The following is a 15,504-nucleotide window of genomic DNA, read 5'->3' on the forward strand; positions in this document are numbered from 1 at the left end:
GCCCTTTGTGTAAATCTTTGCGAACCTAGTGTTTAAAAACTATAAATCAAATCCCAATTTCACACCTAATTTTGTGGCGATGATGGTGGTAATTCGTTTTTTAAGTTCCGGTATTTTGATGTTTTCGATAACGGCATTCGAGAATGCATACATCAATAATGCTTTGGCTTCTTTTTTAGGGATTCCGCGTTGTTGCATGTAGAACATTGCCGTTTCGTCTAATTGTCCAACAGTACAACCGTGAGAACATTTTACGTCATCGGCAAAAATTTCCAATTGCGGTTTAGCATTTATAGTCGCTTTGTCGCTCAATAAAATGTTATTGCTTTTTTGGAACGCATTTGTTTTTTGAGCGTCTTTTTCCACATACACTTTTCCGTTGAAAACTCCTGTAGAACGATCAGCATAGATTCCTTTATAATCTTGGAAACTTTCGCAATTTGGAGCTGAATGCTTCACTAAAGTATAATGATCTACGTGTTGCTTTTCGCCAATAATTGTGATTCCGTTTAAGGTGCTTGTCAATCGTTCGCCAAAGTGATAAAAATTCAAGTTGTTTCTCGTTAAGTTTCCTCCAAAAGAGAAGGTATGAACCGAAACGTGACTTTCTTTTTGCTGGGAAACATAAGTGTTATCAATTAGATTCGCTTCAAGCGTATCGTTTTGAATTTTGTAATAATCAACAATCGCGCGTTTTTGAGCAAAAATCTCGGTAACAGAATTCGTTAACACAGGATTTTCGTTTAAACTTTGATGACGCTCAATAATTTGAACATGTGAATTTTCACCCACAATCACTAAGTTTCTTGGTTGAACCAAAAGTGCCGCTTCATTTCCTGTTGAGAAATACATAATCTCAATTGGTTTATCCGCTACTTTACTTTTCGGAATGTTGATATACGCTCCTTCAATAGCAAAAGCCGTATTCAATGAAGTCAAACTTTCTTCTTTATTGGCAATTTGGTTAAAATAAGTATCAATAACCATTTTGTATTTTGGTTTGGTCAATGCCGAAGACATCAAGCAAACATCAATTCCTTCGTGTGTTGTTGACGACAAATGCGAACTGAAAACACCATCAATAAACACTACTTTATAGGTGTCTATTTCGTGTAAAAAGTATTTTTTTACGTGGTTGAATTCAACTGCATTTTCTTGTTTTGGAAAAACGGTAAAGTCATTTTTTAAGATGGCATTTAGCGAAGTGTATTTCCAAGCTTCGTCTTTTTTGGTTGGGAAACCTTTATCTTCAAAGTTTTTTATGGCGGCAGTTCTCACGTCATGAAGTTCAGAGTGAACATCTACACGCTCTTCGAAAGCCATAAAAGACGATAGTAATTTTTCTTTCAATTCCATTTTTTGATTGTTTAAAGTTTAAGGTTTAAATGTTTAAAGTTATCTCGAGGCAACTTTAAACTTTAAACTTCAAACAAATTTTTAAGCTTCTTGTTCTTGTTTAATCCAGTCGTATCCTTTTTCTTCCAGTTCGTGCGCTAGTTCTTTTCCACCGGATTTTACAATTTTTCCGTTGTATAATACGTGAACGAAATCAGGGACGATATAGTCTAATAATCTTTGGTAGTGCGTAATCACTACGATTGCATTTTTGTCACTTTTTAGTTTGTTAACACCATTTGCAACAATTCGTAAGGCATCAATATCAAGTCCAGAATCGGTTTCATCAAGAATAGCCAATTTTGGTTCCAACATCGCCATTTGGAAAATTTCGTTACGTTTTTTTTCTCCACCAGAAAAACCTTCGTTTAGAGAACGAGAAAGAAATTTACGGTCAATTTCTAATAATTCTGATTTCTCACGAATCACTTTTAGCATTTCGTTTGCAGGCATTTCTTCCTGACCGTTTGCTTTACGCGTTTCGTTGATGGCAGTTCTCATGAAGTTCGTTACTGAAACTCCTGGAATCTCCACTGGGTATTGGAACGAAAGAAAAACACCTTTGTGTGCTCTTTCTTCTGGTGCCAATTCAGAAAGGTCTTCTCCGTCTAAAGAGATTTCACCTTCGGTTACTTCGTAGTTTTCGTTTCCAGCAATGATAGAAGCAAGCGTACTTTTTCCCGCACCGTTTGGTCCCATTATCGCGTGAATTTCTCCCGCTTTTACTTCAAGGTTAATCCCTTTTAATATTTCTTTATCCCCAATTGAGGCGTGTAAATTTTTTATTGATAACATAAACGTCTTGTTTTTATAAAGTCTTAAAAAGGTTATCCTACTGAACCTTCTAACGAAATTTCTAATAATTTTTGTGCTTCTACGGCGAATTCCATTGGTAACTTATTCAATACATCTTTACTGAAACCGTTTACGATTAAAGCAATAGCTTTTTCGGTTGGAATTCCACGTTGGTTGCAATAGAAAACTTGGTCTTCGCCAATTTTACTTGTCGTAGCCTCATGTTCAATTTTTGCCGATGGATTTTTACTTTCGATATAAGGGAAAGTATGTGCTCCACAATTGTTCCCCATTAACAACGAGTCACATTGTGAAAAGTTTCTGGCGTTATCTGCATTTGGTGAAATTCGTACCAAACCTCTATAACTGTTTTGTGATCTTCCGGCAGAAATTCCTTTAGAAATAATAGTCGATTTAGTGTTTTTACCTAAATGGATCATTTTGGTTCCTGTATCGGCTTGTTGGAAATTATTGGTAACCGCAATCGAATAAAATTCTCCTGTTGAATTATCTCCTTTTAATATAACCGAAGGATATTTCCAAGTTATCGCTGAACCGGTTTCAACTTGTGTCCAAGAAATTTTTGCGTTTTTCTCGCAGATTCCTCTTTTGGTCACAAAATTATAAACCCCACCTTTTCCTTCTTTGTTTCCAGGATACCAGTTTTGTACGGTTGAATATTTGATTTCGGCATCGTCCAAAGCGATTAGTTCCACTACAGCAGCGTGCAATTGATTTTCATCACGACTTGGAGCGGTACAACCTTCAAGGTAAGAAACATAACTACCTTCGTCAGCAACTAATAATGTTCTTTCGAATTGTCCTGTTCCTGCCTGATTGATTCTAAAATATGTCGAAAGTTCCATTGGGCAACGAACACCTTTTGGAATATAACAGAAAGAACCATCAGAGAAAACTGCCGAATTCAGAGCAGCATAAAAATTATCTTTTTGTGGTACAACCGTTCCTAAATATTTACGAACTAATTCTGGATGCTCTTTGATGGCTTCAGAAATACTCATGAAGATAATTCCTTTTTCGCCTAATGTTTTCTTGAAAGTAGTGGCTACAGAAACCGAATCAACAACGATATCCATCGCTACATTATTCATCATCTTTTGCTCATCGACAGAGATACCTAACTTTTTATACATTTCTAAAAGTTCAGGATCTACATCGTCCAATGTTTTATTAGGATCTACCGCTTTTGGAGCTGAATAATAGGAAATAGCCTGAAAATCAGGTTTGGTGTAATGCACATTTGCCCATTCTGGCTCTGTCATTTGCTCCCAAGCACGAAAAGCCTCCAGACGCCAATCAGTCATCCATTGTGGTTCTCCTTTTTTATGGGATATGGCCCTAACGATATCTTCATTTAAACCAATAGGAAACGTTTCTGATTCTAATTCGGTGTAAAATCCGTATTCGTATTCTTTATTTTCGAGTTCGATTTTTAAGTCGTCTTCTGTGTATTTTGACATATTTTTTGTCTTAAAGTTTTAAAGTCTAAAGTTTTAAAGTCATTGCAAGTCTTTCGACTTTATGACTTTCGACATTCGACTATAATGAAAATGATTCTCCGCAACCACAAGTTCTGTTTGCGTTAGGGTTATTGAAAACAAATCCTTTTCCGTTTATTCCTCCTGAAAATTCTAAAATTGTTCCGGCTAGGTATAGAAAAGATTTTTTCTCAACAGCGATAGTGATATCGTTGTCTACAAAAATTTTATCGTCGTCGCTTTTTGTTTTATCAAATTTTAAATCATAAGACAATCCAGAACATCCGCCGCTTTTTACACCCACTCTTACGTAGTCAATTGCAGCGTCAAAACCATCATCTTTCATTAAATCGATGATTTTTTTTCTTGCTGTGTCAGAAACTTTTATCATAGCTTATATTGATTTTGTCTAAATTAAGCACAAAGATAGTGTATAAAAAGCTTTTTCCATAATTGATAACATTATTATAACTAATGCAAAAATAGAAAAAAGCTATTTGCGACCAGTAAAAGCGTTTGAATTTCTTAACTTTGGTTCCTCTCGAAAAAAATAAAAAAAATGAAACTATACCCTATAGAAACCGGAAATTTTAAACTTGATGGTGGCGCAATGTTTGGCGTAGTGCCAAAGACTATTTGGAATAAAACCAATCCAGCCGATGAAAATAACCTGATTGATATTGCGGCACGCTGTTTATTGATTGAAGATGGCAACCGATTGATTTTGATTGATACCGGAATGGGAAACAAACAATCAGAGAAGTTTTTTGGTTATTATTCGCTTTGGGGAACACATTCGATGGATAAATCGTTGGCTAAATATGGTTTTCACCGTGATGATATCACCGATGTTTTTATGACGCATTTGCATTTTGACCATTGCGGCGGAAGTGTTCAATGGAACGCTGATAAAACCGGTTATGAACCGGCGTTTAAAAATGCTAAATTCTGGTCTAATGAAAATCACTGGGAATGGGCAACAAAACCCAATGTCAGAGAAAAAGCATCTTTTCTATCCGAAAATATTTTGCCGATGCAGGAAAGTGGGCAGCTGCATTTTATCCAAAAACCGGAAGGAGATTTTTTGGCAACATCAGAACTTGGTTTTGGCATCTTCTTTGCAGATGGACATACCGAGAAGCAAATGATTCCGCACATTCAATATAAGGATAAGACCATCGTTTTTTGCGCTGATTTATTGGCAACAGCCGGACATATTCCAATTCCGTATGTGATGGGATATGACACACGACCTTTATTGACCATGCCAGAAAAAGAAAAATTCATGAATACGGCGGCTGATAATAATTATTATTTGTTCTTGGAGCACGACGCGCATAATGAAATAATAACCGTACAAAAAACAGAAAAAGGCGTTCGGTTGGCAGAAGTTTTTACTTGCGAACAAATCTTAACATAGTGTTAATCATAACTCCTTTTGTAACAAAAAAAATTATTTTAGACAAATATTTCAAAATTAACAAAAACATTTTCGATGAATACCATTAAACCTATTTACATTTCTGCTTTTGCTCTTTTAGCATTAGTAGGATGTGGCGCTTCAAAACAAGTTTCAAATACCACTAATTCTGATCTAGTTGCCATAAGCGCACCTTTAAACATTAAAAAAAAGGCACCAATTGCTGAAAATGACTTGAAAAGATGGAGTCATCTGGATATCGTAACTGATACTATTCCTGGAATGAGTGTTGACAAGGCTTATGCTGAATTATTGAAAGGCAAAAAAGGCGTTCCAGTTATTGTTGGAATTGTAGATTCTGGTGTAGATATCGAACACGAAGATTTGAAATCGGTACTTTGGACCAATACTAAAGAAATCGCCGGAAACGGAATTGACGATGACAAAAACGGATATATCGATGATATTCATGGATGGAATTTTCTTGGAGATAGTACCAAAGAGAATCTGGAATATGAAAGAATCATTAAAGATAAAACCTTAGTTGATGGCGCTACGTATCAAGAGGCTAAAGCATTGAATGATAAAAAAATTGCTGATGCAGTTGCAGGAAAAACACGCTCAGAGCAAATGTTAGAGACTATTGCTGCAAGTGATGCTGTTTTGGCAAAACATTTTGGTAAACCAGTTTACACAATTGAGGAGGTAAATGCAATTGTTTCGCAAGAACCGGCAACACAAAAGAGCAAAGCAGCTATGCAACAAATGCTTTCTTATGGATTGCCAATAGCGGAACTAAAAGTTGCTGTTCAAAAACAACTAGAGGATCAGGTTGCACTTATAAATGGAGACAATCTGAAAACAGATTACCGTAAAGTAGTAGGAGATAATCCAAATGATATCACTGATACAAAATACGGAAACAATAATGTGATGGGACCAGACAAGAACGAAATTCTTCATGGAACGCACGTTGCCGGAATTGTTGCTCAAACTAGAAACAACGTATTAGGTGGTGATGGTGTTGCTAATAATGTTCAGATTCTTACCGTTCGTGCAGTGCCAGACGGTGACGAGTATGATAAAGATATTGCACTTGGAATTCGTTATGCAGTAGATAATGGTGCCAAAGTAATCAACGGAAGTTTTGGAAAAAGCTTTTCTCCACACAGGCAATGGGTTTATGATGCGATAAAATATGCTGAGAAAAAAGATGTATTGATTGTTCATGCAGCAGGGAATGATGCAAAAGACATTGATTATGCAGAAAATTTCCCTAACGATTCTGAAGATAAAGTAACAGAGTTTGCAGATAATTTAATCACAATTGGTGCATTGAATTTTGAATACGGAAATAAAGTGGTGGCTCGTTTTTCTAATATTGGAAAAATTAATGTTGACGTTTTTGCTCCTGGAGTAAAAATCTACGCTACAACTCCAAACAATACCTATAAATATTTACAAGGAACATCAATGGCTGCGCCAAATGCTGCCGGAGTTGCCGCTTTAATTCGTTCGTACTATCCAAAATTATCTGCTCAACAAGTGAAGCATATTTTGATGGATTCAGGAGTTGCGATTACAACGGATGTTATTGTAGGAGGAAAAGCAAATGACACACGTTCTTTTACTGCTCTGTCTAAATCAGGAAAAATAGTAAATGCATACAACGCTTTACTGATGGCAGAAAAAATGTCTAAATAATATTTTAAGAATTCATTACTTTTGGAAGGGCAATTTGCCCTTCCATTTTTATTTTAACCTACATGAAAAAATTACTTTTAGTTTCTATTTTATCCTTAAGTTTTGGAAGTCTTTTGGCTCAAAACGGTACGTATTGGCAGCAGCATGTCGATTACAAAATGGATGTGTCCATGGATGTAAAAACATACCAATACAAAGGAAAACAGGAATTGGTTTACACCAATAATTCTCCTGATACTTTGAGAAAAGTATATTATCACCTATTTAATAATGCCTTTCAGCCCGGAAGCGAAATGGATGCCAGAATCCAAAGCATCAAAGATCCAGACGGCAGAATGGTCACCAAAGTAAAAGTTGGTGATAAAGAAGTCAAAGAAAGCCGCATTAAAAATTTGAAACCAAATGAAATTGGTTACTTGCGAATTTCTAATTTCAAGCAAGACGGAGCAGTTGCTAGTGCAAAAGAGATTGGAACTATCCTTGAAGTGACTTTGGCTAAGCCAATTCTACCAAATTCAAAAACTACATTCACATTAGATTTTGATGGTCAGGTTCCCATTCAGATTCGTCGTTCCGGAAGAAATAATGCCGAAGGCGTAGAATTATCAATGGCGCAATGGTATCCAAAACTGGCTGAATTTGATTTTGAAGGTTGGCATGCTGATCCTTATATAGCAAGAGAATTTCATGGCGTTTGGGGAAATTTTGACGTGAATATTACTATTGATAAAGATTATGTTTTAGGAGGTACCGGTTATTTGCAAAATAAAAACGAAATTGGTCACGGTTATCAAGACCAAGGTGTTGTTGTGTCTGTTCCAAAGAAAACAAAAACATTGACTTGGCATTTTAATGCGCCAAAGGTTCATGATTTTACTTGGGCTGCTGATAAGAATTACATTCATGATGTAGTAAAAGCACCTAATGGTGTCGATTTACATTTCTTGTATAAAAACAATCCAAAATACATTCAAAACTGGAAAAACCTACAGCCAAAAACGGTTCAGTTAATGGAAATTTACAACAAAACGGTTGGAGATTATCCGTACAAACAATATTCTGTGATTCAAGGTGGCGATGGTGGAATGGAGTATGCCATGTGTACGTTGATTTTGGGTCAAGGTACATTTGACGGATTGCTTGGTGTAACCGCACATGAAATGGCACATTCTTGGTTCCAGCATATTTTGGCTTCCAATGAATCAAAACACGGATGGATGGATGAAGGATTTACCTCATTCCTGGAAGATTTTGGACTCAATGAAATTGCCGATAAAAAAGTAGAAAACCCATTTGCAGCAGCATATAAAGGGTATTTTGCAATGGTAAATTCAGGAAAAGAATTGCCACAAGGAACTCATGCGGATCGTTTTGATGAAAACAGAGTCTACAGCGTTACTTCATACAGTAAAGGTGAAATTTTCTTAGCACAATTGATATATTTAATAGGTAAAGAAAATCTATTTAAAACGTTGAAAAAATATTACAGCGATTTCAAATTCAAACATCCTACGCCAAATGATATCAAAAGATCTGCCGAAAGAGTTTCTGGAGCAAATCTGGATTGGTATTTAGTGGATTGGACTGAAACCACCAATACTATTGATTATGGTATCAAAGAAGTAAAGGAAAATGTGGATAAAACAACCGTTACTCTAGAAAGAATTGGAAGAATGCCAATGCCGATAGATTTGACAGTGGAATATACAGACGGAACAACAGAAAGTTTCTACATCCCGTTGCGCATGATGAGTTTTGAAAAAGAAAATCCAAATCCTACAGTAAAAAGAACGGTTTTGAATGATTGGGCTTGGGCGTACCCAACTTTTGAATTCAATATTGCGAAATCAAAAGCTTCCATCAAGAAAATAACGATTGATCCAAGTGGGTTAATGGCCGATTTAAAAATGGAAAATAACACTTATGAGATAAAGTAAAATTTATCGAAACTCCATAAAAAAAGTCTAGTTCTTGAACTAGACTTTTTTTTGGTTTTATTTTTAAGGAAACTATTTCAAATGCTCCAGCATATCTGTAGTCATCGATGCTAAATCAAATTCATGTTTCCAGTTCCAGTCTTTTCTGGCTTCAGCGTCATCAATACTCGCTGGCCAACTGTCGGCTATTTTTTGACGGAAATCCGGTTTGTAAGTAACGGTAAATTCAGGAATGTGTTTCTTGATTTCGGCAGCAATCTCCGTTGGCGTAAAGCTCATTGCAGCTAGATTATACGAAGAATGAATTTTTATTTGCTCTACCGGCGCTTGCATAATTTGAATGGTCGCAGCAATGGCATCGTCCATATACATCATCGGCATTTTAGTTTCTGAGGATAAAAAGCATTCGTATGTTTTATCCGAAAGTGCTTTGTGAAAAATATCTACTGCATAATCCGTAGTTCCGCCACCAGGAGGCGATGACCAGCTGATTAAACCCGGATAACGGATGCTTCTTACATCTACACCAAAGATATTATGGTAGTATTCGCACCATCTTTCGCCCGCTTGTTTACTGATTCCGTACACCGTTGAAGGTTCCATAATGGTATATTGTGGCGTATTTTCTTTAGGAGTTGTTGGTCCAAAAACCGCAATACTCGAAGGCCAGAATATTTTTTTTATTTTTCCGGCTTTCGCCAAATTCAAAACGTGAAACAACGAATTCATATTTAAGTCCCAAGCAAATGCCGGGTTTTTCTCGGCTGTAGCCGATAATAATGCCGCCATCAAATACACTTCGTCAATTTGGTGTAATTCTACCAAATGTTCAATTTGATTGAAATCTAAAGCGTTCACCACTTCAAATGGACCAGAATTGACAACATCAATATTTAACTTTCGGATATCCGAAGCAATTACGTTTTCTGTTCCGTGTAGTTGCCGCAGCTTTTGGGTAAGCTCCGTTCCAATTTGTCCGCAAGCTCCAATAATCAATATTTTAGTACTCATTTTTGTCTGTTTTGAAAAACAAAGATAACGTTTTCGCAAATAACATAATTTTGATTAAAAACAATGTGAATTTCTTAAAATAGTATTTAAAAAGGAGTTTTATTTCTTAATTTATGACTTTTTAAACACAAAAACTGCTTCAAGAATATTAGATTGTTATTCCTATGCGGTAATTCGTAATTGTAAATTTACTTTGTAACTTTGTAGCTTAATTAATGGAAATTTTTAAAGGAGCATAACTCGTTCTAATTTATAAAATTAAGAGCGTATGTGAATTACATTCAGCCATTAAAAAAACGATAAATAGCCACACATGAAATATAAAATAGCAGTTTTCTTTTCTCTGGTTTTTCTTTTGTTGTCCTGTAAAAATGACAATCAAAAACGCATTGCCGAAAATAAAAAAGAGATGCAAAAAAGAGAAGTCATTTTCAAAAACATAGAGAAAGGTTGGGTTTTTTATGACACACCTGTAACGGAAGCTTCTGAAAAAAGCATCGCATCTTGGAATGAATGGCGCATTTTTTTGGCTGAACTAGCCTTGAAACCTAAAAAAACCATTGGCGCTTTTCAGCAAAAATCGAAAGCACTTTCTAAAAAAGTAATGGCTTTGAACACTAATATTCCGTATGAATACAATAAACCTCAAATAAAAAGTAGGATTTCGACTTTAATTACTAAAGTACGTTTGTTGGATTTATTCATTCATTTGGATAATATTCCGGATAAAAAAGTGACATTATTAGTATCAGAAATCAACTTGGAATTGGTTTCGTTACAAAGACAAATGGACAAAATTGTGGAGAAAAGTAGAATTCCGCTTGAAGAAGGGGAATCTGATTTATTGAAAATGATGGACACCACAAGAGCCATTCCTAATACACCAGTTATCGACCCAAATCTGCCACGCGTTGAGTAAAACAGCCTTATACAATACCTACGATAATTCGCCAAAAACCCAGCAAATTGTTGCTCGTTTATTGGAAAACAACCAAGTCAAAATGCAACTGTCGGGACTTTTGGGTTCTGCACTTTCGTTTGTAATTCGATCTGTTTTCAAGAAAGCCGAACTTCCTTTTTTGATTGTTTTAAACAATAAAGAAGAAGCGGCGTATTATTTGAATGATTTGGAACAAATGATTGGGGAGCAAGATGTACTTTTTTATCCCGGTTCATTTCGTCGCCCTTACGAAATTGAAGAAACTGATAATGCTAATGTTTTGCTTCGCGCCGAAGTGTTAAACCGAATCAATTCCCGTAAAAAACCAGCCGTTATTGTCACCTATCCCGAAGCCTTATTCGAGAAAGTGGTTACCCGAAAAGAATTGGATAAAAACACGTTGAAAGTTGCTGTTGGTGACAAGATTTCCATCGATTTTATCAACGAAGTTTTGTTCGAATATGAATTTAAAAGAGTTGATTTCATTACAGAACCCGGAGAATTTTCGGTTCGTGGAGGAATTGTCGATGTGTTTTCTTTTTCGAATGATAATCCGTACCGAATTGAGTTTTTTGGAGACGAGGTGGAGAGCATTCGTACCTTCGATGTAGCCACACAATTGTCCATTGAAACGCAAAAAAAGATTACTATAATTCCCAATGTGGAGAATAAAGTTTTTCAGGAAAACCGCGAAAGTTTCTTAGATTATATTTCGGAGAAAACGGTAATTTTTATTCAGAACACCGAAGATTTTTTAGCACAATTAGACAAACAATTTGGCAAAGCCGAAGAAGCTTTCGCAAAATTGTCGCAGGAAATAAAACGGTCATCTCCAGAAAAATTGTTCTTGAATCAAACCGAATTTATAAAAAGAGCGTTGGATTTTTCCATTGTGGAATTGAGTTCGAAACCTATTTTTAGAACTAACAAAAAATTCGAATTTCACATTCAGCCGCAACCGTCGTTCAACAAACAATTTGATTTGTTGTTGAATAATCTGAATGAAAATCATTTCAACGGCTACAAAAATTATTTGTTTTGTTCCAATGATGCACAAGCCAAACGATTTCATGATATTTTCGAAACCTTGGATGAGGCCAATTCGGAGAATATCAGAAAACAATATCATACCGTTGTTTTGCCTTTGTACCAAGGATTTATCGACGAGGAAAACCAAATAACCTGTTACACCGACCATCAAATTTTTGAACGCTACCATAAATTCAGCATCAAAAATGGCTATTCGAAAAAACAGAATATCACTTTAAAAGAACTCACAACTTTGTCTGTTGGTGATTATGTGACACACATCGATCACGGAATTGGACGTTTTGGAGGATTACAAAAAATACAAGTCGAAGGCAAAACACAGGAAGCAATTAAGTTGGTCTATGCCGATAATGATATTGTGTATGTGAGTATTCATTCGCTGCACAAAATTTCAAAATACAACGGAAAAGACGGAACGCCGCCCAAAATTTACAAATTGGGTTCGAATGCTTGGAAGATTTTAAAACAAAAAACCAAGGCGCGTGTCAAACATATTGCATTCAATTTGATTCAACTGTATGCCAAAAGAAGACTGGAGAAAGGATTTCAGTTTGCACCTGATAGTTATTTGCAAAACGAACTAGAAAGCTCGTTTATTTATGAAGATACGCCGGACCAAACCAAATCAACTGCAGAAGTAAAAGCCGATATGGAAAGCGACCGCCCGATGGATCGTTTGGTTTGTGGTGATGTAGGTTTCGGTAAAACGGAAGTTGCCATTCGCGCCGCTTTCAAGGCGGTAGACAACAGTAAGCAAGTGGCAATTTTGGTTCCTACGACGATTTTGGCGTACCAACATTACCGCACTTTCACGGAACGATTGAAAGATATGCCAGTTTCTATTGGGTATTTAAACCGTTTCAGAACGGCCAAACAAAAAGCAGAAACGCTAAAACAATTAGCCGAAGGAAAACTAGATATTGTGATTGGAACACATCAATTAGTCAACAAAAATGTAGTTTTCAAAGACCTTGGATTGCTGATTGTGGATGAGGAACAAAAATTTGGTGTCAACGTAAAAGACAAACTCAAAACCATTGCGGCGAATGTCGATACTTTGACATTGACAGCAACTCCAATTCCGAGAACGTTGCAGTTTTCGTTGATGGCAGCGCGCGATTTATCAGTAATTACAACGCCTCCGCCTAACAGATATCCTATTGAAACGAATGTAGTAGGTTTTAGTGAAGAGTTGATTCGGGATGCGATTTCGTATGAAATTCAGCGTAACGGACAGGTTTTCTTTATTAATAATCGAATTGAAAATATCAAGGAAGTTGCTGGAATGATTCAGCGTTTGGTCCCAAATGCCAGAGTTGGAATTGGTCACGGTCAAATGGACGGAAAAAAGCTCGAAGAATTAATGTTGGCTTTCATGAACGGAGAATTTGATGTTTTGGTGGCAACCACAATTATCGAAAGCGGTTTAGACGTTCCTAATGCAAATACGATTTTTATCAACAATGCGAATAATTTTGGATTGTCTGATTTACATCAAATGCGGGGTCGAGTAGGGCGTAGCAACAAGAAAGCGTTTTGCTATTTTATTTGTCCGCCGTATTCTGCCATGACCGATGATGCCAGAAAAAGAATTCAGGCTTTGGAACAGTTTAGTGAACTGGGAAGTGGATTCAATATTGCGATGAAAGATTTGGAGATTCGTGGTGCCGGAGATTTATTGGGAGGCGAACAAAGTGGTTTCATCAACGAAATTGGTTTTGATACGTACCAAAAAATCATGAACGAAGCCATCGACGAATTGAAAGAAAATGAATTCAAGGATTTATATCCGGAAGAAAATAATTTGGAAACCAAAGAATACGTAAAAGACCTGCAAATTGATACCGATTTTGAGTTGTTGTTTTCGGATGAATACATCAATAACGTTTCGGAACGATTGAGTTTGTACAATGAATTAGGTGCTGTAAAAAATGAAGAAGAACTCATCATTTTCCAAAATAAATTGATTGACCGCTTTGGTCCAATGCCACCACGAGCCAATGCTTTGATGAATAGCATTCGTATCAAATGGATTGCGACTCGCATTGGAATCGAGAAATTAGTGATGAAACAAGGCAAGATGATTGGTTATTTTGTATCTGATCAACAATCAGATTATTACCAGTCCAATCGTTTTTATCAGGTGCTACAATTTGTGCAAAAACACAGTTCTATTTGTAAAATGAAAGAAAAACAAACGCCAGCAGGGTTACGATTGCTATTGACTTTTGACAATGTAAAGAATACCAGAACTGCTTTGGAATTGATGGAGTTATTGGGAAAATAGAGGATAAATATTCAATTTGACAGTGACTGAAATTAAAAGAAGAGTTATTTTTAAATTTGACTTGCATTGAACAAATTAAATCCAAATGATATGCTTACAGATATTAATCCCAAACTGCCGATGCGTAATAAAGCGATTACGCGAGACTACTATTTGAACGAATTGGGTTTTGAGGAATATGGGAGTGCTGATTTTGACGGCTACCTTATGGTGCAAAAAGACAGTATTCAAATTCATTTTTTTGAATTTAAAGAACTTGATCCAAAAGAAAATTACGGACAAGTTTATATCAGAACGGACGATATTGACAAATTGTACCAATCATTATTGGACAAAAAAACAAGCATCCACCCAAATGGACCTTTAGAGATTAAACCTTGGGGACAAAAAGAATTTTCATTACTTGATCCAGACAATAATCTGCTGACTTTTGGGCAGAGTATATACTAAATTATTTTGGCGAAAGCGTTTAACCTTTTAAAGGATGAAGGTTTTGGTTTTAATTTGTATATTTGATTTTTACAAATTCATTCTCAATGAAATTAAAATCAATAGACGAGTTTTACCAGGAAATCTCTGGAGACTCGGGTACAGAACCAAATACATTATTACCTAAAGGCATCCAAAAAGAGATTGGTCATTTCAATGTTTTTAATATCAAAGAACTTTATGAAAGGCTAAAGGACAAGTCTTTTATGCCTTATGACCGGAGAGCGTATTATAAAATAAGCTTGATACGAGGGAAAAACAGAGCGGAATACGCAGATAAAGTAATTGACATTGAAAAGAATGCTCTTTTATTTGCTACGCCAAAAATTCCGTATCATTATGTACCGCAAGACACGCAGCAATCGGGAAATTTTTGTGTTTTTACGAGCGAGTTTTTAACAAAAGATAAAAGCGGAATTGTACTTGACGAACTTCCTATTTTTAAATCAGACGGCTATCCTGTTTTTGAGCTTTCTGATGAAGAGGCAATAGAAATTGATTTGATATTCAAAAAGATACATAAAGAAATCAATTCTGATTATGTTTATAAATACGATTTGATTCGGAATTATGTAGCGGAGTTAATACACTTTGGACAGAAACTACAACCGGTAACTGCTTTATATTCAAAACACAATTCGGCAGCCAGAGTCTCTTCCTTATTTGTGGAACTACTCGAAAGACAATTCCCGATAGAGTCGCCTCGACAACGGTTTGAATTGAAATCTGCCAAAGATTTTGCCACTCGATTGTCCATTCATGTCAACCATTTGAATAAAGTTTTAAAAGAGAACACAGGTAAAACGACTACTGAATTAATCAGTGACCGATTAATACATGAAGCCAAGATTCTTTTAAAAGAAACCGATTGGAATATTTCGGAAATTGCGTATTCACTCGGTTTTGAAGAGTTGGCACATTTTTCTAATTTTTTCAAAAAACAAACAACGTTGACACCTATCGCTTTTCGAGTATAA

Annotated in this window: 12 protein-coding genes; 7 read left to right on the top strand and 5 right to left on the bottom strand. The window is 36.0% G+C overall.

Annotated features, from left to right (window positions below; translation table 11 throughout):
• Positions 1-39: 39 nt before the first annotated feature.
• The 4 genes from sufD to Q1W72_RS09180 form a co-directional block, all read right to left on the bottom strand.
• Entirely contained in the window at positions 40-1,356 is a 1,317-nt protein-coding gene (gene sufD, locus Q1W72_RS09165) for a Fe-S cluster assembly protein SufD (RefSeq protein WP_121343065.1), read from the bottom strand.
• An 81-nt stretch (positions 1,357-1,437) separates the two neighbouring features.
• Complete coding sequence (gene sufC, locus Q1W72_RS09170) at positions 1,438-2,190, bottom strand: Fe-S cluster assembly ATPase SufC (protein WP_099714056.1); 753 nt, start codon at positions 2,188-2,190, stop codon at positions 1,438-1,440.
• Between the two features lie 32 nt (positions 2,191-2,222).
• The gene (gene sufB / locus Q1W72_RS09175) at positions 2,223-3,671 is read right to left on the bottom strand and encodes a Fe-S cluster assembly protein SufB (RefSeq protein ID WP_099716236.1); all 1,449 of its coding nucleotides are present in this window, start codon (positions 3,669-3,671) and stop codon (positions 2,223-2,225) included.
• 79 nt (positions 3,672-3,750) lie between these two features.
• On the bottom strand, positions 3,751-4,080 hold the full coding sequence (locus Q1W72_RS09180) for an iron-sulfur cluster assembly accessory protein (protein ID WP_099714058.1): 330 nt from the start codon (positions 4,078-4,080) through the stop codon (positions 3,751-3,753).
• Positions 4,081-4,248: 168 nt separating this feature from the next.
• Here Q1W72_RS09180 and Q1W72_RS09185 point away from each other — a divergent pair, with 168 nt between their 5' ends.
• The 3 genes from Q1W72_RS09185 (at position 4,249) to Q1W72_RS09195 (ending at position 8,750) form a co-directional block, all read left to right on the top strand.
• Positions 4,249-5,109 (top strand): MBL fold metallo-hydrolase, encoded by an 861-nt coding sequence (locus tag Q1W72_RS09185; protein WP_099714059.1) that lies wholly within the window; start codon positions 4,249-4,251, stop codon positions 5,107-5,109.
• A gap of 75 nt (positions 5,110-5,184) precedes the next feature.
• Positions 5,185-6,813 carry a S8 family peptidase gene (locus Q1W72_RS09190; RefSeq protein ID WP_302134859.1) on the top strand — a complete coding sequence of 543 codons (1,629 nt, stop codon included), beginning with the start codon at positions 5,185-5,187 and terminating at the stop codon, positions 6,811-6,813.
• Positions 6,814-6,875: 62 nt separating this feature from the next.
• Entirely contained in the window at positions 6,876-8,750 is a 1,875-nt protein-coding gene (locus Q1W72_RS09195) for a M1 family metallopeptidase (protein WP_302134861.1), read from the top strand.
• A 72-nt stretch (positions 8,751-8,822) separates the two neighbouring features.
• Here the strand turns inward: Q1W72_RS09195 and Q1W72_RS09200 are convergent, their stop codons facing one another.
• The gene (locus tag Q1W72_RS09200; protein ID WP_302134863.1) at positions 8,823-9,761 is read right to left on the bottom strand and encodes an L-threonine 3-dehydrogenase; all 939 of its coding nucleotides are present in this window, start codon (positions 9,759-9,761) and stop codon (positions 8,823-8,825) included.
• Between the two features lie 313 nt (positions 9,762-10,074).
• Between Q1W72_RS09200 and Q1W72_RS09205 the strand changes: the two genes are divergently transcribed.
• The 4 genes from Q1W72_RS09205 to Q1W72_RS09220 all read left to right on the top strand — a co-directional run bounded on the left by Q1W72_RS09205 (position 10,075) and on the right by Q1W72_RS09220 (position 15,504).
• Entirely contained in the window at positions 10,075-10,680 is a 606-nt protein-coding gene (locus Q1W72_RS09205; protein WP_099714063.1) for a hypothetical protein, read from the top strand.
• On the top strand, positions 10,673-14,038 hold the full coding sequence (mfd, locus tag Q1W72_RS09210; protein WP_099714064.1) for a transcription-repair coupling factor: 3,366 nt from the start codon (positions 10,673-10,675) through the stop codon (positions 14,036-14,038). Before Q1W72_RS09205 ends, mfd begins: the two co-directional genes overlap by 8 nt.
• A gap of 90 nt (positions 14,039-14,128) precedes the next feature.
• Positions 14,129-14,488, top strand: a complete 360-nt coding sequence (locus Q1W72_RS09215; RefSeq protein WP_099716237.1) for a VOC family protein — start codon at positions 14,129-14,131, stop codon at positions 14,486-14,488.
• Positions 14,489-14,574: 86 nt separating this feature from the next.
• On the top strand, positions 14,575-15,504 hold the full coding sequence (locus tag Q1W72_RS09220; RefSeq protein ID WP_099714065.1) for an AraC family transcriptional regulator: 930 nt from the start codon (positions 14,575-14,577) through the stop codon (positions 15,502-15,504).

It is taken from the genome of Flavobacterium sp. ZE23DGlu08 (assembly GCF_030505335.1).
GTDB classification, from domain to species: domain Bacteria; phylum Bacteroidota; class Bacteroidia; order Flavobacteriales; family Flavobacteriaceae; genus Flavobacterium; species Flavobacterium algoritolerans.

Coding starts and splice junctions, on each gene's coding strand:
- sufD (WP_121343065.1), bottom strand. CDS start 1,356: ATGGAATTGAAAGAAAAATTACTATCGTCTTTTATGGCTTTCGAAGAG.
- sufC (WP_099714056.1), bottom strand. CDS start 2,190: ATGTTATCAATAAAAAATTTACACGCCTCAATTGGGGATAAAGAAATA.
- sufB (WP_099716236.1), bottom strand. CDS start 3,671: ATGTCAAAATACACAGAAGACGACTTAAAAATCGAACTCGAAAATAAA.
- Q1W72_RS09180 (WP_099714058.1), bottom strand. CDS start 4,080: ATGATAAAAGTTTCTGACACAGCAAGAAAAAAAATCATCGATTTAATG.
- Q1W72_RS09185 (WP_099714059.1), top strand. CDS start 4,249: ATGAAACTATACCCTATAGAAACCGGAAATTTTAAACTTGATGGTGGC.
- Q1W72_RS09190 (WP_302134859.1), top strand. CDS start 5,185: ATGAATACCATTAAACCTATTTACATTTCTGCTTTTGCTCTTTTAGCA.
- Q1W72_RS09195 (WP_302134861.1), top strand. CDS start 6,876: ATGAAAAAATTACTTTTAGTTTCTATTTTATCCTTAAGTTTTGGAAGT.
- Q1W72_RS09200 (WP_302134863.1), bottom strand. CDS start 9,761: ATGAGTACTAAAATATTGATTATTGGAGCTTGCGGACAAATTGGAACG.
- Q1W72_RS09205 (WP_099714063.1), top strand. CDS start 10,075: ATGAAATATAAAATAGCAGTTTTCTTTTCTCTGGTTTTTCTTTTGTTG.
- Q1W72_RS09215 (WP_099716237.1), top strand. CDS start 14,129: ATGCTTACAGATATTAATCCCAAACTGCCGATGCGTAATAAAGCGATT.
- Q1W72_RS09220 (WP_099714065.1), top strand. CDS start 14,575: ATGAAATTAAAATCAATAGACGAGTTTTACCAGGAAATCTCTGGAGAC.